The organism is Sagittula sp. P11, from assembly GCF_002814095.1.
Taxonomy (GTDB): domain Bacteria; phylum Pseudomonadota; class Alphaproteobacteria; order Rhodobacterales; family Rhodobacteraceae; genus Sagittula.
The window spans coordinates 3996551-4017504 of sequence record NZ_CP021913.1 but is presented as its reverse complement, the minus strand read 5'-3'; the positions used below and the strand labels follow the sequence as shown (position 1 = coordinate 4017504).

Here is a 20954-nt window from a genome sequence, read left to right as displayed (position 1 = left end):
TTCAGGCCACTTCAAGGAAGCGGCGATCGCGCAGCGCCCCGAGGAAGCCCGCGCTGTCCCTGGCGATTTCCTCCGCGGGGGCGGCGTATTTCTCGGCCAGGCTGCGGGTGATCTGCTCGAAGGTGCGGCTGCCGTCGACCTCCGACAGCACCGCGTGGCCCACCATGTCGAGCATGATCGCCCGCTCCGGCGCCAGAAGCACCCAGCTGTCGCGCACCTCGTCGAAGTGCAGCCGCACGCCGCGCGGCAGGACGGGGATGTCGCCCGCCCCGATCATGACGCCTGCCGCAGCAGCTGTCCGGTGCCGGGCTGCCACGCGCCGGGCGGAATGCGCCGCGGCTCCACGTAGGCGCCCCACAGCGCGTCGAGCTGGGACCAGAGCACATCCGTCTTGAAGATCAGGGCCTTGGCCGCCATGTCCTGCTTTTCGGCGGTGTCCGCATGGTCCAGCACCCAAGCGAGCCCGAAGGCCACGTCCTTCGGCGCCTCCTTCAGCCGGTTGCGGAAATAGGACAGCGAGGAGTCGTCGGCGAAGGCGTAGTTCTTCAGCAGTCCCTCGATCCGGTTGGCGTGGATCTTGGGGGCGAAGAGTTCCGTGAGTGATGCCGCCACCGCTTCGAGCAGGGTCTTTTCGCGGACGAAACGGACGTAAGCGTCCACCGCGAATTTCGTTGCGGGCAAAACGCCCTCTGTCGTGGCGACGTAGTCGGGGTCCAGTCCCACCGCTTCCGCCAGCCGCAGCCACCGCCGTATGCCGCCCTCGTTCTCGGCGGTGCCGTCGTGGTCCTCCATCCGCGACCGCCAGGCGCGCCGCAGGGCGGGATCCTCCACCCGGGACATGAAGGCCGCGTCCTTCATCGGGATCGAGTGCTGGTAGTAGTAGCGGTTGATGACCCACGCCTGCACCTCTTCCATGGTGCACTGGCCGCCGTGCAGACGGTCGTGGAACGGATGCAGGTCGTGATAGCGCTCTGCCCCTATCTGGCGCAGCCGGGCTTCGAACGCTTCACGCGATTGCGGGGCTCTGGTCATAACGCGATCTCCATGCCGTCCTGGCCGATGGTCCAGCCACCGGACTGTGCCTCGGCGCGCTCCGCCGAGTCCGGTCGCAGGACCGGGTTGGTGTTGTTCATGTGAACGAAGACCTTGCGGCCCACGTCGAGGTCCCGGAACGCCGCGATGGAGCCGTCCTCGCCCGACATCGACATGTGGCCCATGCGCTTGCCGGTCTTGGCGCCAAGTCCCGCGCGCACCATCTCGTCGTCGCGCCAGAGCGTGCCGTCGAAGAACACGAGGTCTGCGCCCGCCAGACGTGCCCGCAGGTCGTCGTTCAGCACGGCGCAGCCGGGGATGTAGTAGACCCGCCGGTCGCCGCCGGTCAGGGCGACACCCACCGTGTTCTCTCCGATCTCGCCGGTCTCGACCGTCTCCCCTTCGAGGTAGAGCGGCACCTTGCCCGGCACCGGAAAAAGTTCCGCCATCAGCCCGGGGGCCAGCTCGAAAGGCGTCTCCAGCGCGATCGGTTCGCGGCTCACCACGTCGCGGTGCAGCGCGTCGAAGATCGGGTTGTCCTTCAACACCGCCTGGATCGTCTGCGTCGCGAACAGAGTGAAAGGCTGCATCTCGCGCAGGGTCAGAAGCCCCGCCACATGGTCGATGTCGCCATTCGTCACCAGCACCGAATGCAGAGGCAGGCTGCGCAGGCCGGTCGGATGCAGCGGGGCCGCGTCGGCCATCTGCTGCCGGATGTCAGGCGAAGCGTTGAGGATCGCCCAGTCGGTGCCGTTGCCGGTCACCGCCAGCGACGATTGCGTCTGACGCGGGATTTCGCCTGCCCGTGCAAGGGTGCAGTTCTCGCACCCGCAATTCCACTGCGGCAGGCCACCGCCCGCCGCAGCGCCTAGGATGAGTGCGCGAAACGCCATCGACAGCCTCCGCGCAAAGCGATCAGAACAGAACTTCGCGCTCTTCTTCGCCGTCCGGGCCGTACATGTTGATTTCCATACCGCACTCGATTTCGCGGATCTTCGGCTTGTTCCATGCCATGTCGGTGTCTCCTTGTCCTGACTTGGTCCAGTGGCTTCAGCCTGCACGAGACGCCCCGTTTCAGGCGATTCTTATAATCTAAGAACGGCACAGACGAAGGTCGCGGGTCCCGCCCTCACAGCAGCTCCAGAACCGCCTGCAGAACCCGCTCCGAGGCGGCGGGCAGCGGGCGGAACCGGTTGCGGATGATGAAGCACGGCGGCACGGAGATCGGTTCGGCGAGGTTCAGTGACGTGATCCCCAGCGCCGTCTGCCCCACTGTCAGCATCTGTGCCACCTCCATCGCCTGCGGCGCGATGGTGTCGGTGCCTTCCAGCAGCGACAGCACCACCAGCAGCGACGAGGAGTTGGTGATCCGCTGCGGCCCCCCAAGCCCCTGTTCATGGAAGGCGCGTTCCACCGCCTGCCGGATGGGCGACCCGATCTCCTGCACGACCCATTCGTATCCCTGCAGTTCCTCCAGCGTGACCTCTGTCCGCCCGGCCAGAGGATGAGCGGGCCGGACCAAGAGCGACACGATCTCGCTGCGCGCCGGATAAAGGCGGAAGTCGCGGCTGTCGTGCTCTGCCGGGAGGCGCGAGATCACGAAGTCGAAGCGTCCTTCCACCAGCCCGCGCACCAGTTCGGTCGACGGGCCCACCTCGATTGTCATCTCTATGTCGGGGGCCGCGGCCTTTACCCGGCGCACCGCGGGCACGATCAGGCCGACTGCCGGACCGGTGACCGCGCCGACACGCACCTGCCCCATCTCGCCCGTGGTGATGCGCCGTGCCTCGCGTTCCAGCGCGTCGTATTCCTCGAGGATGACCTGCGCGCGGCGGGACACGATCTCGCCTAGTGGAGTGGCCAGCATCCCCTTGGGATAACGGTCGAAAAGCGCCCCGCCCGCCCGCTGCTCGATCTCGTTGAGCATGCGCGACGCCGCCGGTTGCGACATGCCCGCCATCTGCGCCGCGCGCTGTAGCTGGCCAGTCTCCGCGATGCGCAGGATCAGGGTCAGCTGCGACGGTTTCAGACGATGCAGGACGTCCATTCCGACCTCATACCAGTATTGCTATGCAGATTAGCATAAATGGGAATTGAACGTTATGCACGTGCCCTGTTAGCTCTGCCGTGGGCACTCAACAGACCCGGCGCCAAAACAAAGATGCAGGCGCACACAGTGGAGGAACATCATGAAATTCAAGACAATCCTGGCTTCGGCCAGCGCCATTGCGCTGCTCGCATCCGCCGCACTGGCCGACGGCACCGTCGGCATCGCCATGCCCACGAAATCCTCCGCGCGCTGGATTTCCGACGGCGAATCCATGGTTCAGCAGTTCGAGGAAGCCGGCTACGAGACCGACCTGCAGTACGCCGAGGATGACATCCCGAACCAGCTGGCGCAGATCGAGAACATGATCACCAAGGGCGTCGACGTTCTGGTGATCGCCGCCATCGACGGCACCACCCTGTCGAACGCTCTGGAAAACGCGGCCGCCTCCGGCATCAAGGTCATCGCCTACGACCGCCTGATCCGCGACAGCGAGAACGTCGACTATTACGCCACCTTCGACAACTTCAAGGTCGGCGTGCAGCAGGCCACCACGCTGGTCGACGGCCTGAAAGAGCGTTTCCCGGACGTGCAGCCGTGGAACGTGGAGCTGTTCGGCGGCTCCCCGGACGACAACAACGCCTACTTCTTCTACGATGGCGCGATGTCCGTCCTGCAGCCGATGATCGACGACGGCTCGGTCGAGATCGTGTCGGGCCAGATGGGTATGGACACGGTCGGCACGCTGCGCTGGGACGGCGCGGTCGCTCAGGCCCGCATGGATAACCTGCTGTCCGCCAACTACACCGACAAGCAGGTCCATGGCGTGCTGTCGCCCTACGACGGTCTCTCCATCGGTATCCTGTCTTCGCTCAAGGGCGTGGGCTACGGTTCCGGCGACATGAAGATGCCGATCGTGACCGGTCAGGACGCAGAGGTCCCCTCCGTCAAGTCGATCCTCGCGGACGAACAGTACTCTACCATCTTCAAGGACACCCGCTCGCTGGCCGGTGTGACCGTGGGCATGGTCGACGCGCTGCTTGCCGGCGGCGAGCCGGAGATCAACGACACCTCGACCTACGACAACGGCGTGAAGGTCGTTCCCTCCTACCTGCTTGAGCCGCTCCCGGTGACCAAGGAGAACTGGGAAGAGCGTCTGATCGATACCGGTTACTACACTATGGACCAGATCAAGTAAGATCGCTCCCCCGGGCGGGCCTGTCCGGACGCTTCGTGCGGGCAGGCCACCTTTTCCCTCATGCAGGCCGCACGCCCGGGCGCACCGCCGTCCGCCTGCGGCGCATTGGAAGGCAGCCATGTCCGCACTTCTCGAAATGCGCGGGATCACCAAGACCTTTCCCGGCGTGAAGGCCCTCGACGAGGTCACGCTGACGGTCCGGAAAGGCGAGATCCACGCGCTCGTCGGCGAAAACGGCGCCGGCAAGTCGACCCTCATGAAGGTGCTCTCCGGCGTCTACCCCGTCGGTTCCTACGAGGGCGAGATCCACTACGACGGTGAGCTGGCCCAGTTCCGCGACATCTCGGACAGCGAGTCCCGGGGCATCATCATCATCCACCAGGAACTGGCTCTGGTCCCTCTGTTGTCGATCGCCGAGAACGTCTTTCTCGGCAACGAGCGCGCGAAGAACGGCGTGATCGACTGGAACGCGACGAACCGCAAGACCGGCGAGCTGCTGAAGAAGGTCGGCCTGCGCGAGGCCCCCACCACGATGGTGGACAAGCTGGGCGTCGGCAAGCAGCAGCTGGTGGAGATCGCCAAGGCGTTGTCCAAGGAGGTCCGCCTCCTGATCCTCGACGAGCCGACCGCGGCGCTGTCGGAATCCGACAGCCAGGCACTTCTGGACCTGATGCTGGAACTCAAGGCGCAGGGCGTCACGTCGATCATCATCAGCCACAAGCTGAACGAGGTCCGCCGCGTCGCCGACAGCGTGACCGTGATCCGCGACGGCTCGACCGTGTCGACCATGGACGCCAAGGCCCAGCCGATCACCGAGGCCGCCATCGTGCGCGACATGGTGGGCCGCGACATGGCGCACCGCTATCCTGAACGCACCCGCCGCGCGGGCGACATGCTGCTGGAAGTGTCCGACTGGAACGTCTGGCACGCCGAACACGCCGACCGCCAGGTGATCCACAACGCGCAGTTCAACGTGCGCGCGGGCGAAGTCGTGGGCATCGCCGGGCTCATGGGCTCGGGCCGCACCGAACTTGCCATGAGCATATTCGGCCGCAGCTACGGGCAGAACATCACCGGCACGGTGCGGATCAAGGGCAAGGAGGTCGACGTCTCGAAGATCGACCGCGCCATCGACGCAGGCCTCGCCTACGTGACCGAGGACCGCAAGAGCCTTGGCCTGATCCTCGAGGAACCGATCAGCCGCAACGTGACACTGGCGAACCTGCCGGGCGTGTCCTCTGGCGGCATCCTCAACGAGAACGAGGAGACGCAGGTCTCCGAGAAGTACCGCCGCGCGATGAACATCCGCACGCCCTCCGTCTTCCAGAAGGTGATGAACCTCTCGGGCGGGAACCAGCAGAAGGTGGTGCTGTCGAAGTGGCTTTTCGCGGGGCCGGAGGTGCTGATCCTCGACGAGCCCACGCGCGGCATCGACGTCGGCGCGAAATTCGAAATCTACGGAATCATCAACGATCTGAGCGCACAGGGCAAAGGGGTCCTCATGATCTCGTCCGAGATGCCCGAACTTCTGGGCATGTGCGACCGGATCTACGTGATGAACGAAGGCGAACTGGTGGGCGAGCTTGACGCCGCCGAGGCCAGCCAGGAGCGCATCATGTCGCTCATCGTGACGGAATAGGGAGACAGGGCATGGCTCTTGCAGAATCTCAGGACGCGGACGAGCGCAAGGGCGTCGGCGAATACCTCGCCGGGCACCTGCGCGAATACGGGCTGCTGTTCGCGCTTATCGCGATCATGGTCTTCTTCCAGGTCGTCACCGACGGCGTGCTGCTGAAACCGGTGAACATCACCAACCTGCTGCTGCAGAACAGTTATATCATCATCATGGCGCTTGGCATGCTGGTGGTCATCGTGTCGGGCAACATCGACCTCTCGGTGGGCTCGGTCATGGGCTTCATCGGGGCGCTGGCCGCCGTCATGATCGTCAACTGGGAGATCAACTGGCTGTTGACCATCGTGGTCTGCCTGGCCGTCGGCGGGCTGATCGGCGCGGCGCAGGGCTATTGGGTCGCCTACTGGAAGATCCCCTCCTTCATCGTCACGCTGGCAGGCATGCTGGTCTTCCGTGGCCTGTCGCTCTGGCTCCTCGAAGGGCAGTCGGTCGGCCCCTTCCCGCGTGAATTCCAGACCATCGCCAACGGCTTCGTGCCCGACCTCTTTCCGGCGGGTATCGGCGAAACGCTGGCCCCCCTCTTCGACGCCCGCAAGGTGAACGTGCTGGCGCTGCTGACCGGCGTTGCCGCCGCCGCATTCGTGGTCTGGTCGGGGATGCGCAAGCGCGCCCGCAACAAGGCCTACGGAGTCGAGGACGAACCGCGCAGCTTCTTCGTGGCGCGCACGGTCATCATCAGCGCCGCGCTGGTCTTCATCATGTACAAGCTGTCCACCTTCCGCGGTTTGCCCAACGTGCTGATCACCATGGGCGTACTGACGATCATCTACGCCTTCCTCACCGAACGCACCGTCATCGGGCGCCGTATCTACGCGCTCGGCGGCAACCAGAAAGCGGCGAAGCTTTCGGGGATCAAGACCGAACGGCTGACCTTCCTCGCCTTCCTCAACATGGGCATCCTCGCCGCCGCCGCAGGGCTGGTGTTCGCCGCCCGCCTCAACACCGCGACGCCGAAGGCCGGTTTCGCGCTGGAACTCGACGTGATCGCGGCGGTCTTCATCGGCGGCGCCTCCATGTCGGGCGGCGTGGGCAAGATCGTCGGTGCGGTCGTGGGCGCCTTCCTGATGGGTGTCCTCAACAACGGCATGTCGATCATGGGTATCGGCATCGACTATCAGCAGATGATCAAGGGTCTCGTGCTGCTCGCCGCCGTCATCTTCGACGTCTACAACAAATCCAGGCAGGGCTGAGTTATGAGTTTCAAACCGGCGGAATGGCCGCGCAGGCTGCGGTCCCAGGAATGGTACGGCGGGACCACCAAGGACGTGATCTACCACCGCGGCTGGCTGAAGAACCAGGGCTATCCCGAAGACCTCTTTGACGGCCGTCCGATCATCGGCGTCCTCAACACCTGGTCCGACCTGACGCCCTGCAACGGCCACCTGCGCGAACTGGCCGAGAAGGTGAAGGCGGGCATCTGGGAGGCCGGCGGCTTCCCGGTCGAGGTGCCGGTCTTCTCCGCGTCCGAGAACACCTTCCGCCCCACCGCGATGATGTTCCGCAACCTCGCCGCCCTGTCGATCGAGGAACAGATCAGGGGTCAGCCCATCGACGGCTGCGTGCTGATGGTCGGCTGCGACAAGACCACGCCGTCGCTCTTGATGGCCGCCGCCTCCTGCGACCTGCCCTCCATCGTCGTGACCGGCGGGCCGATGCTGAACGGCTGGTTCCAGGGTGAACGGGTCGGCGCGGGCACGCACCTCTGGCGGTTCTCCGAGGCCGTGAAGGCCGGAGAGATGACCCAGCAGGAATTCCTCGATGCCGAGGCCGCGGTGACCCGCTCCTCCGGCACCTGCAACACCATGGGCACGGCGTCCTCCATGGCGTCGATGGCGGAGGCGCTCGGCATGGCGCTCTCCGGCAACGCCGCGATCCCCGCCGTGGATTCCCGCCGCCGCGTGATGGCGCAGCTGTCGGGCCGCCGCATCGTGCAGATGGTCAAGGACGACCTGAAGCCGTCCGACATCCTGACCCGCGAGGCCTTCGAGAACGCGATCCGCTGCAACGGCGCGGTCGGCGGCTCTACCAACACCGTGGTGCATCTGCTCGCCATCGCGGGCCGTACCGGCGTCGACATCACGCTGGACGACTGGGACCGCTGCGGGCGCGATGTGGCGACGATCCTGAACCTGCAACCCTCCGGCAAGTACCTGATGGAGGAGTTCTTCTACGCGGGCGGCCTGCCGGTCGTCCTGAAACGGCTGGGCGAGGCCGACAAGCTGCACAAGGACGCGCTGACTGTCTCCGGCTCGACCATCTGGGAAGAGGTCAGGGACGCGAAGAACTGGAACGAGGACGTGATCCTGCCCGCCGACAAGCCGCTGACGGCGCAGGGCGGCATCGCCGTGCTGAAGGGCAACCTCGCGCCGAAGGGCGCCGTCCTGAAACCTTCCGCCGCCTCGCCGCACCTGATGCAGCACAGGGGCCGCGCCGTGGTCTTCGAAGACATCGATGACTACAAGGCGCAGATCAACGACGACGCGCTCGACATCGACGAGACCTGCATCATGGTCCTGAAGAACTGCGGGCCGAAGGGCTATCCCGGCATGGCCGAGGTCGGCAACATGGGACTTCCCCCCAAAGTGCTGAAGAAGGGCATCAAGGACATGATCCGCATATCGGACGCGCGCATGTCCGGCACCGCCTACGGCACCGTGATCCTGCACACGTCGCCCGAAGCCGCCGCCGGCGGTCCGCTGGCCGTGGTCCGCACCGGCGACATGATCGAGGTCGATGTGCCCGCCCGCCGTCTGCACCTCGAAATCAGCGACGAGGACCTCGCCGCCCGCCTGGCCGAGTGGACGCCGATCCACGAGCGGCCCGACAGCGGCTATGCCTGGCTCCACCAGCAACACGTGCAGGGCGCGGACACGGGCGCCGATCTCGACTTTCTCAAGGGCTGCCGCGGTGCGCCGGTCGGAAAGGACTCGCATTGATGGAGATCGCACTTGTCGGAATCGGGAAGATCGCGGTGGACCAGCACGTCCCCGCCATCTCGGACAACCCGGACTGGGAACTGGCGGCGACCGTATCGCGCCACGGCACGGTCGAGGGCGTTCCCGCCTACACCGACTTCGACCGGATGCTGGAGGAGCGGCCCGAGATCCGCGTCGTCTCCCTCTGCCTGCCGCCCGTGCCGCGCTTCGTCTACGCGCAGAAGGCGATCCTCGCCGGGCGCCACGTCATGCTGGAAAAGCCCCCGGGTGCCACGCTCTCGGAATGCCACGCGCTTGAGGCGCTCGCGCGCAAGCACCGCGTCTCGCTTTATGCCACGTGGCACTCCCGGCAGGCGGACAAGGTGGCGGCGGCGAAAGACTGGCTGCGCGACAAGCGGCTGCGCAAGCTGGCCATCCGCTGGCGCGAGGACGTGCGGCAATGGCATCCCGGGCAGGACTGGGTGTTCGAGGCCGGTGGCCTCGGCGTCTTCGATCCCGGCATCAACGCACTGTCGATCCTGACGGAGATCCTGCCCGTCCCCGTTCACCTGACTGGCGCCGAACTGCACTTTCCGGAAAACCGCGACACGCCCATCGCCGCGCAGTGCACCTTCCACCATCCGGCGGGTGCCGAGGTGACAATGGATCTCGACTGGCTGGAACCGGGCACGCCCACATGGACCATCGAGGCCGAGACCGACGCGGGTCACATGCTGCTGGAGAACGGCGGCGGCACTCTGGCCATCGACGGCCAGAGCCATGACGCCCTGCCCGGCCTCAGCGGCGAATACCCCCGGCTCTACGCGCAGATGGCGGAACTGGTCGGCAAGGGTGGCATCGACATGGACCTGTCCCCGCTGCGCCACGTGGCCGACGCCTTCCTGCTGGGCCGCCGCGTCGCCGCACCCGCGTTCGACTGGTGAGCGGCATGGAGACGACGCCCGACGGCACACCCCTGCACCGCGTGACCATCGCCAACGGCGGTGCCAAGGCCCGCATCATGAGCAGGGGCGCCAGCCTGACCGACTTCCGGCTGGAAGGCGTGGGCCACGCGCTGGTGCTCGGGTCCGACGACCTCGACGCCTACCTCGGCCCGATGCTGTACTACGGTGCCATCGTCGGCCCGGTGGCGAACCGCATCGCCAATGGTCGCATGACCGTCGCGGGCACCCCCTGCACCCTCGACCGCAACGAGAATGGCATCACCACGCTGCACGGCGGCGGCCAGGGATTCGGCCAGCGCAACTGGACCGTCACGCAGGCCACCGCCACCGAAGTCACCCTCTCCCTGCACCACCCGAACGGGCTTGGCGGTTTTCCCGGAAACATAGACGTGACCGTCCGCTACGCGCTGGACGACGCGGGCGCGCTCATCGTCGAGATCACCGGGCAAAGCGACCGCGAAACCGTCTTCAACCCGGCCTTCCACGGCTACTGGGCGCTCGACGGAACAGCGGATGTCGGCCATCACCGGATGACCATCCTCGCCGAACGTTACCTGCCCGTGGACGCGGCGATGATCCCCTGCGGCGCACCTGCCCCGATCGCAGGAACCATCTACGACTACCGGTCCGCGGCCACGCCCGATCCGGCGCTCGACCACAACTTCTGCCTCTCGGATGCGCGCACCGACATGCGCCCGGTCCTGACGCTCGAAACCGATCGCCTGCGCCTCGACCTCTCGACAACCGAGCCCGGCCTGCAGGTCTACACCGGGGCCACCATCGACACCGCGCCATTTCCCGGCCACGGCGGCGCGCCCTACACCCGCAACGCCGGGATCGCCATCGAGCCGCAGGTCTGGCCCGATGCGCCGAACCACCCCGATTATCCCTCGGCCGCGCTCCTGCCCGGCCAGACCTACCGACAAGTGTCGCGCTTTGCCGTGACCCGCAAAACGTGAAGGACCGATCATGAAAACGCCCCTTACCGGCATCCTGCCCGTCGCCCCGACCCCCTTCCACGCCGATGGCCGCATCGACCCGGAGGGCATGACCCGCGTCCTCGACTGCATGATCGACCAGGGTGTGGACGCGATCTGCATCCTCGCCAACTATTCCGAACAGTTCCTGCTGTCCGACGCCGAACGCGCCACCCTGACCAAGGTCAGCCTCGACCACGTCGCGGGCCGCGTCCCGGTGATCGTCACCGTCAGCCATTTCTCCACCGACGTGGTCGTGACGCGCGCAAAAGAGGCGCAGTCCCTCGGCGCGTCGATGCTGATGATGATGCCGCCCTACCACGGCGTGGGTCTTGTCCCCTCGCCCGATGGCATCTTCGAACACTTCGCAGCCGTCTCCGACGCGATCTCCATCCCGATCATGGTGCAGGACGCGCCGCTCTCCGGCGTCTCGCTGCCGGTGCCGCTCCTGGTGAAGATGGCGCAGGAGATCGAGAACGTTTCCTACTTCAAGATGGAAACCCCCTTCGCCGCCGACAAGCTCGCCCAGCTGATCGAGGCCGGTGGAGACCACATCGTCGGCCCCTTCGACGGCGAGGAAGCGGTGACGCTGCTGGCCGACCTCGACGCCGGCTGCACCGGCACGATGACCTCCGCGCTCCAGCCCGAGAAGATCCGCCCCATCGTCACCGAATATCTCGCGGGCAACCACGACGCGGCGCTCGAACGCTGGAAACTCTGCCTGCCGCTCATCAACCACGAAAACCGCCAGTGCGGCCTGCGCGCCACCAAGACGGTGATGATGGAGGGCGGCGTGATCGGCTCCGACTTCGTCCGCCATCCGCTGAAGCCGCTGTCCCCGCGCACCAAGGACCGGCTCATGTCCCTCGCCCGCGAACTCGACCTGATTGCGCTGAACTGGGGAAAGTGACCCGCCAGCGCGCCGCGCAGCCCTTCATCTTGGGGAAAATACCTCCGCCGGAGGCACCCCGAGGAGAAGGCCGCAGGCCGCCGACGAGATATCAGGCGCGCGCGTCAGCGCGCCCCTTCGGATCATCGCCCGAAACTCAGAGCCGCGGCATCCCCTTCGGGCCGATGATCCGCTTCTGCGCGGCGATGCGGAATGGTGCGTTCGGCGCGCCGTAGCCCTCGTAGCCGCCCTCGCGCTGCACCACTTCGAAGAACAGCCCGCCCGCGAAGGGGCGGCCGTAGAACTGGTAGAACGCGCCCGTGGCATCCTCGTCATAGAGGATGTGATGCGCCTTCATCGCCGCCAGCCGCTCGTCGGACAGGGTGAACCGCGCCGCGAGGTCGTCGTAGTAGTTGCCCGTCATCGGCAGCGGCTGGAACCCGGCGTCAGCCATGCGCGCCGCCGTGGCAAAGATGTCGTCGGTCGAAAAGGCCACGTGCTGTACAGCACCGCCGAAACTCTCCGCCAGGAATGACCCCGCGAGGGTCCGGTGCGTCTCGGCGCCGTTGAGGGTGATCCGCATGGCACCGTCCGGCGTCCGGATCGCCTGGCTGCGCACCAGCCCGTCCGGGTCGATCACGTCCACCATGGGCGCGCGGCCCATGTCGAAGATCGAGGTATAGAACAGCGCCCAGCTCAGCATCTCGTCGTAGTTCATCGTCTCGGCAACGTGGTCGATGCGGGTCAGGCCCGCCCCGCCCGTGGCCGTCTCGCCGGTGCCGGTGAACTCTACGTCCCAGACATCCGCCAGCCCGCTCGCCGCGTCGATGAAGTGCATCACCGACCCGCCCACGCTGCGGATCGCCGGGATCTCCAGCTCGCCCGGCCCCACCGGCTGCGAGAAGGGCGTCGCAGCCAGCGCCTCGGCCCGGGTCACGGTGTCAGCCGCACTGGCCACCTCCAGCCCGATATCGCAGATCGAGGTGCCGTGGAGCGTGTAGGCGGTGTCGGCGAACCCGGTCTCCTCGGCGTTCAGCACCACCCGGATGTCGCCCTGCTGCCAGAGCGCCAGCTTCTTCGCGATGTGATCGCCCACGTGCACGAAACCCATCGCCGCCAGCAGTCCGGCCAGCGCGTCGGCCTCTTTGCCGCGCGTCGCGAACTCGATGAAGGCCACGCCCTCCACCCGCACCGGGTCCGGCAGCTTGGGCACGCCGATGGCGATGTCCGGCTCCGTCTTGGCCACCCGGTCCATCAGCGCCACAAGAGAGCGGTATCCGTCGCGTGACAGCCCCTCGGCGCTGCCGCCGCGGAACTGGTCGTTGAAGATCTCGAGGCTGATCCAGTCGTTGTAGCCCGTCGCCGCCACCGCGCGCATGAAGTCGGCCACCGGCAGGTCGCCCTCGCCCGGCATGTTCCGGAAGTGGCGCGACCAGTAGAGCAGATCCATGTCGATCAGCGGCGCGTCGGCCAGCTGCACGAAGAAGATCTTGTCGCCGGGAATGCGCCGGATCGTCTCCGGATCGATCTTGCGCGACAGCGTGTGGAAACTGTCGAGGATAAGACCGATGTTGGGATGATCTGCCCGGCGGACCACCTCCCACGCATCGCGGTGGTCGTTGACGTGGCGGCCCCAGGCCAGCGCCTCGTAGCCTACGCGCACGCCCCGATCCGCCGCGATGGCGCCCAGCTCGGCAAAGTCGTCCGCCGCCCGGTCGATCCCGCCAAGCGCCTGCGGATGGCATGACGAACACATCAGCACCAGGTCGGTGCCCAGCTCCAGCATCGTGTCGAACTTGTGCTTGGCTCGGTCGAACGCCTTTTCACGCAGGCCGCCCGGCAGCCCTTCAAAGTCGCGGAACGGCTGGAACAGGGTGATCTCCAGCCCATGGTCCCGGATCATGTTGCCGATCTCGCGCGGCGAACCTTCGTCGGCAATGAAATCCTGTTCGAAGATCTCGATGCCCTTGAAACCCGCCTTGGCGATGGCGGCGAGCTTTTCCCGAAGGTTTCCAGATATCGACACGGTCGCGATAGAGGTCTTCATCAGCCGTCATCCCCATGCGGGCCCGGGCCCGCCGCTAGTGTTGGTTCCATGGCAGGGACGGTTGCCGCCCCCTACCGACCGACCGTTCCGGTCGGTGCGCCGCACGACACGCCTGCATTCGGAACACCGGCACGTCACCTTCGGCGGATCTCTCATCCGCACTCTGCACCCGTGGTGCGCCTTGCGGCAAGGTCCGTCCCGGCACGGCCCGTCCCGCGCCACCGCACGGATCAAAAGGCAGGCCAGTCATCGCAAGGCCCCCGTTCCCTGGGCCCCGGCAAGACACGGCGCATCGGCCAAGCGGCCGCCGCGCTGCATGTCGCGCCTGCGGGCCATCAATAGGAAATCCGGGCCACGTCGCGCAGTTCCTCCGCCGTCGTGGTGGGCAAGCCGAAGAACTCCAGATAGGCCGGGATCTGTTCGAACAGCATGTCCGTGCCCACCTGGAACCGGCAGCCGCGTTCGCGCGCGGCGGCGAGGAACGGCGTGATTTCCTGCGTCATCACCACCTCGCCCACGAAGGTCTCCGGCGCGATGCGCGAGACGTCCATCGGCAGCGGGTCGCCCGGCTTCATCCCCAGCGGTGTCGCGTTCACCACGATGTCGAACCCCTTGGGATCGTTGGACCCGGTCAGCACCCTGAGGTCGGGATAGTTCTCTTCCAGCCGTGCGGCGAGCCCGTTCATCATCGGCTCGAAACTGTCCGTCACCGCGATCTCCGACGCACCGGCCTTCGCCAGCGAGGCCGCAATGGCCGAGCCGACGCCACCCGCGCCCACGACCAGCACACGCTTGCCCGCGATCTCCTGCCCCTTGCGCAGCGCACCGCGCACAAAGCCCTCTCCGTCGAACATGTCGCCCTGAAGGCGTCCGTCCGCGCTCAGCCGCACCGCGTTGCACGACCCGGCGACCCGCGCCGTGGTGAGCACATCGTCCAGCAGGGCCACCGTCGTCACCTTGTGCGGCATGGTGACAAGCGCCCCGAGGATGTTAGACAGGCGGAAGACATGGTGCAGGAAGGACGGGTAGTCCTCTGCCTTGCAGCCCATCGGCACCACCACCGCGTCGATTCCCCGGCTCTCGAAGTACGGGTTGTAGATCAGCGGCGCCTTGAAGGACGTGGTGGGATACCCGAGGTGGGCGATCAGCTTGGTGTGTCCGGAAATCATCCTGTCAGCCTTTCTGCCGCGCCCTCACCCGTCGTAGCCCATGAGCCGCGGCAGGAAGAGCACGATGCCCGGGAAGAAGATCATCGCAAGGAGCGCCGCGACGAGCACCGCCAGGAACGGCAGCACCTCGGCGATGATGTCCCGCAGCGAGATGCCGGTGACCGCGTTGATCACGAACAGCAGGATGCCGTAGGGCGGCGTGATCAGGCCGATCATGCAGTTCACCACGATCACCACCCCGAAGTGCACGAGGTCGATGCCCAGCAGGTTGCAGGTCGGGATGAACAGCGGAACGATGACGAGGATGATCGTCGTGGCGTCCAGAAGGCAGCCCAGCAGCAGGATCAGCACGTTGACCGCCAGCAGGAACATCAACGGCGACACGTTCACATCGACAAGGTAGGCCGCCAGTGCCGAGGGGATGTTCTCCGACGCGACGATGTAGTTCAGGATCAGCGCGCCGCCGATCACGATGCCCACGGCGGCCGAGGACCGCGCGCTGTCCACCAGGATCGTGTAGAGCGTCTTCAGCTTCAGCGAGCGATAGAAGAACACGCTCAGCAGCAGCGCATAAGCGGCGGCGACGGCGGCTGCCTCGGTCGGTGTGGTGACGCCGCCGTAGATGCCGTAGAGCAGGATGGCCGGCATCAGCAGCGCCGGAAAGGCCCGGCCCGTGACCCGCGGCAGATCGCGCATCGGGATCGCCTCTTCGGTGGCAAAGCCGCGGCGGTGCGAGATCCAGAAGTTCATTGCCATCAGCACGCCGCCCATCATCAGGCCGGGCAGGATGCCGCCCAGGAACAGCGCCCCGATCGAGGCGTTGGAGACCAGCGCATAGAGGACCATGGGGATCGACGGCGGGATGATCGGCCCGATGGTGGCCGAGGCCGCGGTGATCGCCGCGGCATAACCCGCCGGGAACCGCCCGTCCTTGCGCATCATGTCGATGATGATCTTGCCGATGCCTGCCGCGTCCGCGACCGCAGACCCGGACATGCCGGAAAAGATAAGCGAGGCCATGACGTTGACGTGGCCCAGCCCGCCCTTGAAGCGGCCCACAGTCGCAATGCAGAAGTTCAGCAGCCGGTCCGAGATCGACCCGGCGTTCATGATGTTCGCCGCCACGATGAAGAGCGGCACGGCAAGCAGGAGGAAGCTCTGGTAGATGCCGTCGACCAGCGTCTTGCCCACGATCCCGATGGAGGAGCCCGCCGCCACCATGTAGGCCATGGAGGCCGTGAGGATCGCGTAGGCGATGGGCATGCCTATCCCCGCCATGAGGAACAGCGTGCCGATCATGATCGTCAGTTCGAGGCTCATTTCGCATCCTCCCCGAAGTGCGGTTCTTCCTGCGGCAGGATGTGGTTCTCGCGGTCGGCGCCGTGCCGCAGCACGTCGATGGCGCGCCAGGCGTAGCGCAGCCCCACGGCGGCGAGGAACAGGAAGTAGATCGAGTAGATCGGCAGCATCTTCACCGGGAGCGTGGCCGAGGACTTGATCCGCAGCAGCTTCATCCGGTCGTAGGTCGGCCCGATGGAGGACCAGAGTGCCACCACCAGCAGCACCGCGCCGATCAGCACCATGATCGTCCGCGCCCGGCGCCCGGCACCGTTGTAGAGGATGTCGAAGGTCACGTGATCGCTGTCACGCACCACGAAGGCGTTGCCCCAGAAGATCGTCCAGAGCCAGAGGACGAGGATGAACTCCACCGTCCAGCCAAAGTAGGCGGCGTCGATGAAACCGCCGGTAATCGACATGAACCACTCGGAGCCCACCGCGTATCGCACGATGATCTGCAGTATGAAGGTGCAGAAGATCGCTGCCATCATCAGCGCAGCGAAGCCTTCCGTCAGCCCACGGAAGATCCTTGTCACGGTCCGCATGGTGCCCCCTGAAAATTAGTGGCGCGGCGGCGTTACCGACCGCCGCGCCCTGGACGCAGGACGCCGGAGATATCCCGGCGTGCCTCCGGTCGATCCGGTCCGGCGCGGCGGCGGGCACCGCGCCGTGAAGTCCGGATCAGTTCCCCAGTGCGTTCACAGCGTCCAGAACGCCGTCCGGCCAGCTCGCGGCCATATCGCTTTCGAGGTATGCCTTCTGCACCGCCTCGCGGAACGCGGCGACATCGGGCTCGTAGACGTCCAGCCCCTGCTCTTTCAGGAAGGAAACCAGCTCATCTTCCTTGGCGAGCTGCGCGGCGCGGCCGGAGTCGGCTGCGGCCACGGCGGCCTCGGTGATCTGGGTCTGCTGCTCGGGCGTCAGGTTGTTGAAGGTCTCGGCCGACAGCGCGATGAAGTTCCAGTCAACTAGGTGCGAGGTCAGGGCGATCTGCTTGGTGACTTCGTAGAACTTCGCGTCCACGACGGTCGGCAGCGGGTTGTCCTGGCCATCCACGGCGCCGGTCTGCAGCGCGGTGTAGACCTCGGTGAAGGCCATCGGCGTCGGGTTCGCGCCCAGTGCGCGGCCGAGGAACTGCCATGCGTCCGAACCCGGCATCCGCAGGTTCACGCCGGACAGGTCAGCCGGGGTCTGCACATCAAGCTCGTCGCGGCTCTGGCGCAGGTTCACCTGACGGCGGCCAAGGTACATCGGCGCCAGCAGGACGACGCCCAGCTCTTCCTCGACCTTCTGCTTGAAGGGGTCCATCAGCGGGTCGTTGAACACGGCGACCTGGTGCTCGGCGCTCTGCAGGACATAGCCTGCAGCGAAGATCGACCATTCCGGGAAGAACGTGGCCAGTTCCTGCGCCGAGGTGATCGACATCTCGAGGTCGCCGGAGGCGATGGCCTCAAGCTCGGTCCCCTGCCCGAACAGCGTGCCGTTCCAGTGCGGCTCGAAGTTGGCGAAATCGGAAACTGCCGGACCGAAGACTTCGGTGAGCGCGATCGCGCGCTGGTCGGTCTCGGAGTTCACGCCCGACAGGCGAAGCTGCACCTTGTCCTGTGCGAATGCACCGGTGGCGGTTACGGCAAGTGCGGTGGCCGCTGCCAGAACGGCGCGGCGGCTCAGATTGAACGACATCGAAGATCCTCCCAAATTCGACCAGACCGGTATGCGCCTCCTGCGCATCCGAATCCATCGCTAACGGTGGTATCAACCGAAACCGATCCCGTAAACAGAAATCGATTTTAGATGCCGTGATCGTTTTTCCTTCCCAAATCCGTGAACGCTGATGTAAAGCCTATGGGACAGGAGGAGAGCATGTCGACAACGGAATGGGCCAGCCGGCCCAGGGGCAAGCCAACTATTGCCGGCCGGATCGAAGCCCGGCTGCGCCATGACATCCTGCACGGCACCCTCGCCCCCGGCAGCCGCCTCAGCCTCGACAAGCTGCGCGAGGAACTGGACGTGGGCCTTTCGCCCCTGCGCGAGGCGGTAACCCGTCTCGTCTCCGAGGGCCTCGTCGAAGTGGCCCCCCAGCGCGGCTACCACGTCGCCCCCATCTCCATCGCCAATTACACCGAGGTCGGCGCATTGCGTGCCGAACTCGAACCCTACGCTTTGCGCCTGTCGATTGCCAATGGCGGTCTCGACTGGGAAACCGATGTCATGGCCGCGCTTTACCGCGTGAACCACACCCAGCGCGACGCCAACGACGCCCGCAGCCGGGCCGAGTGGGAGGCCGCCAACAACGCCTTCCATCTTGCGCTGATCGCCCGTTGCGACATGCCCCTGCTGCTCAGGACCCACGCCATGCTGGTCGCCTTCAACGACCGCTACCGCAACATCTATTCCGAGGCGGTGACCGTGCAGCGCGACGTGGTCGAAGAGCATACCGCCATCGCCCAGGCCGCCGTCGCCCGCCGCGCCGACGAAGCCGCCGAGATACTGGAGCTTCACATCACCCGTTCGGTGGAGATACTGGTCGGCCACATCAAAAAAAATATGCTTCCCGAGGCCCCCGGCGCCTGACCTCCGCGGTCGCGCCTGCCCCGGGCCGTCCGGACCGCGTGCCATCCCCAAGGAGTTTCCCGAATGGACCTGCCAAAGAACCCCTTCAAGGCCGCGCTTCGCGCCGGTCAGCGCCAGATCGGCCTCTGGCACACCTTCGCGAACCCCGATGTGGCAGAGCTGATGGCGACCTGCGGCTACGACTGGATCCTGATGGACACCGAGCATTCGCCCGCCGGACCGGCCGAGGCGCTTGCCTTCCTGCGCACGGTCGCGCCGTACCCTGTCACCGGCGTGGTCCGACCGGCCTGGAATGACCCGGTCGAGATCAAGAAGATGCTCGACGTGGGCGCGCAGACGCTGCTGATCCCTTACGTGCAGACCCCGGAAGAGGCGCGCGCCGCCGTGGCCGCCGTCACATATCCGCCAAAGGGCATCCGTGGCGTGGCCGGTGTGACCCGCGCCACCCGCTACGGCTCCGTCGAGAAATACGCGGAGCGCGCCAACGAGGAAATCTGCCTGCTGGTGCAGGTGGAGACCCGCAGCGCACTGGAACAGATCGAGGAGATCGCTTCCGTCGAGGGCGTCGACGGCGTTTTCATCGGCCCCGCCGATCTGGCCGCCAGCTTCGGCTATCCTGGTCAGCCCTCGCATCCGGAGGTCAAGGCCGCGATCCTCGACGGGTTCGCCCGGCTGAAGAAGGTGGGCGTGCCCGGTGGCATCCTGTCGCTCGACGACGGCCTGCTGCGGGATTCGGCGGAGGCAGGCGCGCAGTTCCTCGCGGTGGAGATCGACAGTACGATGATCCGCAAGGCCGCGCTCGCCCGCCGCGCCGACTGGTCCTGAACACGCCGCCCAGCGGGAATGTCAGACACGCCAACGCCGCTCCCTGTCGGGGCGGCGTTATCCGTTAATCAACCGTGACCACATACACCACGAATAAAACGCCGCCCCGTCGAACTGCGGGGGCGGCGTCTGTCTCGTGTCAAACGGTCAGGTCAGCGGATCATTCGCCGCCCCAGGCCTCCGGGTAGTTCTCCATGCTCTCGCATCCGCACATCGCGTAGTGCAGCGGCGGCATCGCCGGGTTGACGTATTCCGAGAGGTTCTCCTCGGTGATCGCCGGTTGCGGCAGAACCCACTCCGGCCCGGGCAGCGCCTCGCCCTCGATCACCCGCGCGGCGGCGATGATCGCGGTGCGCCACTGGAACGTGGGATAGGTCGGTGCGATGGCCTTCAGGCCCTCGTCCTGCCACTTGCGCAGGAAGTCCTGCTGGTCTTCGCCCACGAACACCGGGATCTCGTACCCCGAGTCCTCGAATGCCTCGATGGCCGCCACGGCGGTCGCGCCCGCATCCATCCACACGGCGTCGATGTTGCCGCGCATCAGATAGTCCTCTACGATGGACTTGGTCTTCGCATTGTCGCCGTCGGTGAACTCCGCACCGACGATGTTCATGCCCGCCTCTTCGAGGATGCGGCGCCCGGCTGAATACCGGGTCTCCAGCACGTCCACGCCCGGCAGGATGCGCAGCATCAGCACGTCAGAGCCCTCTTCGAGCTGGCTCGCCACGAACTCCGCCCCCTGGATGCCGAAGCCGTAGCCGCCGACGGGATGGATGAAGGTCACCGGGCAGTCGGTGTTCACGCCGCGGTCGAAGACGATGACCGGCATCGCCTCGCAGGCACGTTCCACCGCGGGGGTCAGCGCCGCCGTGGTGTTCGGCGAGACGATCATCACGTCGCAGTTGCCGCCCGCCAGCAGGTCGTCGATGTCGGCGATCTGCTTGTCGTCGGACCCTTCCGCGTCCACATGCACGAAGTCACCGATCGACTCGTGGTTCAGCAGCTCCTGGTTCATGTTGGTGAAGCCCACGACCCGCCACGGGTTGTTGACCCCCGCGTTCGAGAAGCAGACCGTCGCCGGCGCCTCCAGTCCGAGGTCCGCTGTCTCGACCATGCTGTCGCCGATGTACTGCAGCCAGGGTTGATCCTCAGGGCCGCTCGGCGTTGCCTGAAGCTGCTCGCGCTGCTTGGCGAATTCCTCGGGGTCGTCAAAGTTCTGGGCGTGCACGGGCGCAAGGCTCAGCGCCAGGATGCCGGTTGCCGTCAGTAGCAGTCTCATTGTTTT

20 protein-coding genes are annotated in these 20954 nt (G+C 66.1%); 9 read left to right on the top strand and 11 right to left on the bottom strand.

The annotated features are described in order from the left end of the window. Position 1 precedes the first annotated feature (1 nt). From pqqD to CDO87_RS19410, 5 genes are all read right to left on the bottom strand, one after another. Positions 2 to 277 (bottom strand): pyrroloquinoline quinone biosynthesis peptide chaperone PqqD, encoded by a 276-nt coding sequence (pqqD, locus tag CDO87_RS19430; RefSeq protein WP_100930309.1) that lies wholly within the window; start codon positions 275 to 277, stop codon positions 2 to 4. Next, positions 274 to 1032 (bottom strand): pyrroloquinoline-quinone synthase PqqC, encoded by a 759-nt coding sequence (gene pqqC, locus CDO87_RS19425; protein WP_100930308.1) that lies wholly within the window; start codon positions 1030 to 1032, stop codon positions 274 to 276. Before pqqC ends, pqqD begins: the two co-directional genes overlap by 4 nt. Beyond that, on the bottom strand, positions 1029 to 1925 hold the full coding sequence (gene pqqB, locus CDO87_RS19420) for a pyrroloquinoline quinone biosynthesis protein PqqB (protein ID WP_100930307.1): 897 nt from the start codon (positions 1923 to 1925) through the stop codon (positions 1029 to 1031). The genes pqqC and pqqB overlap by 4 nt, the downstream gene beginning before the upstream one ends. 22 nt (positions 1926 to 1947) lie before the next feature. Further along, the gene (pqqA, locus tag CDO87_RS19415) at positions 1948 to 2046 is read right to left on the bottom strand and encodes a pyrroloquinoline quinone precursor peptide PqqA (RefSeq protein WP_100930306.1); all 99 of its coding nucleotides are present in this window, start codon (positions 2044 to 2046) and stop codon (positions 1948 to 1950) included. A gap of 115 nt (positions 2047 to 2161) precedes the next feature. Beyond that, positions 2162 to 3079: a LysR family transcriptional regulator gene (locus tag CDO87_RS19410; RefSeq protein WP_100930305.1), complete on the bottom strand. Its 918-nt coding sequence runs from the start codon at positions 3077 to 3079 to the stop codon at positions 2162 to 2164. 142 nt (positions 3080 to 3221) lie between these two features. Here CDO87_RS19410 and chvE point away from each other — a divergent pair, with 142 nt between their 5' ends. From chvE to CDO87_RS19375, 7 genes are all read left to right on the top strand, one after another. After that, a complete protein-coding gene (gene chvE / locus CDO87_RS19405; RefSeq protein ID WP_100930304.1) occupies positions 3222 to 4277 on the top strand; it encodes a multiple monosaccharide ABC transporter substrate-binding protein in 1056 nt (351 codons plus the stop codon). Positions 4278 to 4395: 118 nt separating this feature from the next. Further along, the gene (gene mmsA / locus CDO87_RS19400; RefSeq protein ID WP_100930303.1) at positions 4396 to 5916 is read left to right on the top strand and encodes a multiple monosaccharide ABC transporter ATP-binding protein; all 1521 of its coding nucleotides are present in this window, start codon (positions 4396 to 4398) and stop codon (positions 5914 to 5916) included. Positions 5917 to 5927: 11 nt separating this feature from the next. Further along, a complete protein-coding gene (gene mmsB, locus CDO87_RS19395) occupies positions 5928 to 7160 on the top strand; it encodes a multiple monosaccharide ABC transporter permease (protein WP_100930302.1) in 1233 nt (410 codons plus the stop codon). Between the two features lie 3 nt (positions 7161 to 7163). Then, entirely contained in the window at positions 7164 to 8906 is a 1743-nt protein-coding gene (gene araD, locus CDO87_RS19390) for an L-arabinonate dehydratase (RefSeq protein WP_100930301.1), read from the top strand. Next, the gene (locus CDO87_RS19385; RefSeq protein WP_100930300.1) at positions 8906 to 9829 is read left to right on the top strand and encodes a Gfo/Idh/MocA family protein; all 924 of its coding nucleotides are present in this window, start codon (positions 8906 to 8908) and stop codon (positions 9827 to 9829) included. The genes araD and CDO87_RS19385 overlap by 1 nt, the downstream gene beginning before the upstream one ends. Before the next feature lie 5 nt (positions 9830 to 9834). Then, the gene (locus CDO87_RS19380; RefSeq protein WP_198521762.1) at positions 9835 to 10809 is read left to right on the top strand and encodes an aldose epimerase family protein; all 975 of its coding nucleotides are present in this window, start codon (positions 9835 to 9837) and stop codon (positions 10807 to 10809) included. A 10-nt stretch (positions 10810 to 10819) separates the two neighbouring features. After that, positions 10820 to 11737 (top strand): dihydrodipicolinate synthase family protein, encoded by a 918-nt coding sequence (locus CDO87_RS19375; RefSeq protein WP_100930298.1) that lies wholly within the window; start codon positions 10820 to 10822, stop codon positions 11735 to 11737. A 136-nt stretch (positions 11738 to 11873) separates the two neighbouring features. On the opposite strand, the gene CDO87_RS19370 is transcribed toward CDO87_RS19375, so the two are convergent. From CDO87_RS19370 to dctP, 5 genes are all read right to left on the bottom strand, one after another. Beyond that, a complete protein-coding gene (locus CDO87_RS19370) occupies positions 11874 to 13763 on the bottom strand; it encodes a bifunctional sugar phosphate isomerase/epimerase/4-hydroxyphenylpyruvate dioxygenase family protein (RefSeq protein ID WP_100930297.1) in 1890 nt (629 codons plus the stop codon). Between the two features lie 335 nt (positions 13764 to 14098). After that, complete coding sequence (locus CDO87_RS19365) at positions 14099 to 14932, bottom strand: shikimate dehydrogenase (RefSeq protein ID WP_100930296.1); 834 nt, start codon at positions 14930 to 14932, stop codon at positions 14099 to 14101. A 24-nt stretch (positions 14933 to 14956) separates the two neighbouring features. Beyond that, positions 14957 to 16252 (bottom strand): TRAP transporter large permease, encoded by a 1296-nt coding sequence (locus tag CDO87_RS19360; RefSeq protein WP_100930295.1) that lies wholly within the window; start codon positions 16250 to 16252, stop codon positions 14957 to 14959. Further along, positions 16249 to 16815 (bottom strand): TRAP transporter small permease, encoded by a 567-nt coding sequence (locus tag CDO87_RS19355; protein WP_100930294.1) that lies wholly within the window; start codon positions 16813 to 16815, stop codon positions 16249 to 16251. Before CDO87_RS19355 ends, CDO87_RS19360 begins: the two co-directional genes overlap by 4 nt. Before the next feature lie 136 nt (positions 16816 to 16951). Beyond that, on the bottom strand, positions 16952 to 17953 hold the full coding sequence (gene dctP / locus CDO87_RS19350; protein ID WP_100930293.1) for a TRAP transporter substrate-binding protein DctP: 1002 nt from the start codon (positions 17951 to 17953) through the stop codon (positions 16952 to 16954). Between the two features lie 180 nt (positions 17954 to 18133). Here dctP and CDO87_RS19345 point away from each other — a divergent pair, with 180 nt between their 5' ends. Further along, positions 18134 to 18844: a GntR family transcriptional regulator gene (locus CDO87_RS19345; protein ID WP_198521761.1), complete on the top strand. Its 711-nt coding sequence runs from the start codon at positions 18134 to 18136 to the stop codon at positions 18842 to 18844. Positions 18845 to 18907: 63 nt separating this feature from the next. Continuing rightward, positions 18908 to 19669: an HpcH/HpaI aldolase/citrate lyase family protein gene (locus CDO87_RS19340; RefSeq protein WP_100930291.1), complete on the top strand. Its 762-nt coding sequence runs from the start codon at positions 18908 to 18910 to the stop codon at positions 19667 to 19669. 160 nt (positions 19670 to 19829) lie between these two features. Here CDO87_RS19340 and CDO87_RS19335 read toward each other — a convergent pair whose 3' ends face one another. Beyond that, positions 19830 to 20948 (bottom strand): substrate-binding domain-containing protein, encoded by a 1119-nt coding sequence (locus tag CDO87_RS19335; protein WP_100930290.1) that lies wholly within the window; start codon positions 20946 to 20948, stop codon positions 19830 to 19832. Between the last annotated feature and the right edge of the window lie 6 nt (positions 20949 to 20954).

Excerpts from the sequence above, each read along its gene's own strand:
- CDO87_RS19340 (WP_100930291.1), top strand. The coding sequence starts at position 18,908 with ATGGACCTGCCAAAGAACCCCTTCAAGGCCGCGCTTCGCGCCGGTCAG.
- chvE (WP_100930304.1), top strand. The coding sequence starts at position 3,222 with ATGAAATTCAAGACAATCCTGGCTTCGGCCAGCGCCATTGCGCTGCTC.
- CDO87_RS19375 (WP_100930298.1), top strand. The coding sequence starts at position 10,820 with ATGAAAACGCCCCTTACCGGCATCCTGCCCGTCGCCCCGACCCCCTTC.
- mmsA (WP_100930303.1), top strand. The coding sequence starts at position 4,396 with ATGTCCGCACTTCTCGAAATGCGCGGGATCACCAAGACCTTTCCCGGC.
- CDO87_RS19355 (WP_100930294.1), bottom strand. The coding sequence starts at position 16,815 with ATGCGGACCGTGACAAGGATCTTCCGTGGGCTGACGGAAGGCTTCGCT.
- CDO87_RS19370 (WP_100930297.1), bottom strand. The coding sequence starts at position 13,763 with ATGAAGACCTCTATCGCGACCGTGTCGATATCTGGAAACCTTCGGGAA.
- CDO87_RS19360 (WP_100930295.1), bottom strand. The coding sequence starts at position 16,252 with ATGAGCCTCGAACTGACGATCATGATCGGCACGCTGTTCCTCATGGCG.
- araD (WP_100930301.1), top strand. The coding sequence starts at position 7,164 with ATGAGTTTCAAACCGGCGGAATGGCCGCGCAGGCTGCGGTCCCAGGAA.
- pqqC (WP_100930308.1), bottom strand. The coding sequence starts at position 1,032 with ATGACCAGAGCCCCGCAATCGCGTGAAGCGTTCGAAGCCCGGCTGCGC.
- CDO87_RS19410 (WP_100930305.1), bottom strand. The coding sequence starts at position 3,079 with ATGGACGTCCTGCATCGTCTGAAACCGTCGCAGCTGACCCTGATCCTG.
- pqqD (WP_100930309.1), bottom strand. The coding sequence starts at position 277 with ATGATCGGGGCGGGCGACATCCCCGTCCTGCCGCGCGGCGTGCGGCTG.
- CDO87_RS19385 (WP_100930300.1), top strand. The coding sequence starts at position 8,906 with ATGGAGATCGCACTTGTCGGAATCGGGAAGATCGCGGTGGACCAGCAC.
- CDO87_RS19335 (WP_100930290.1), bottom strand. The coding sequence starts at position 20,948 with ATGAGACTGCTACTGACGGCAACCGGCATCCTGGCGCTGAGCCTTGCG.
- CDO87_RS19365 (WP_100930296.1), bottom strand. The coding sequence starts at position 14,932 with ATGATTTCCGGACACACCAAGCTGATCGCCCACCTCGGGTATCCCACC.
- pqqA (WP_100930306.1), bottom strand. The coding sequence starts at position 2,046 with ATGGCATGGAACAAGCCGAAGATCCGCGAAATCGAGTGCGGTATGGAA.
- CDO87_RS19345 (WP_198521761.1), top strand. The coding sequence starts at position 18,134 with ATGTCGACAACGGAATGGGCCAGCCGGCCCAGGGGCAAGCCAACTATT.
- CDO87_RS19380 (WP_198521762.1), top strand. The coding sequence starts at position 9,835 with ATGGAGACGACGCCCGACGGCACACCCCTGCACCGCGTGACCATCGCC.
- pqqB (WP_100930307.1), bottom strand. The coding sequence starts at position 1,925 with ATGGCGTTTCGCGCACTCATCCTAGGCGCTGCGGCGGGCGGTGGCCTG.
- mmsB (WP_100930302.1), top strand. The coding sequence starts at position 5,928 with ATGGCTCTTGCAGAATCTCAGGACGCGGACGAGCGCAAGGGCGTCGGC.
- dctP (WP_100930293.1), bottom strand. The coding sequence starts at position 17,953 with ATGTCGTTCAATCTGAGCCGCCGCGCCGTTCTGGCAGCGGCCACCGCA.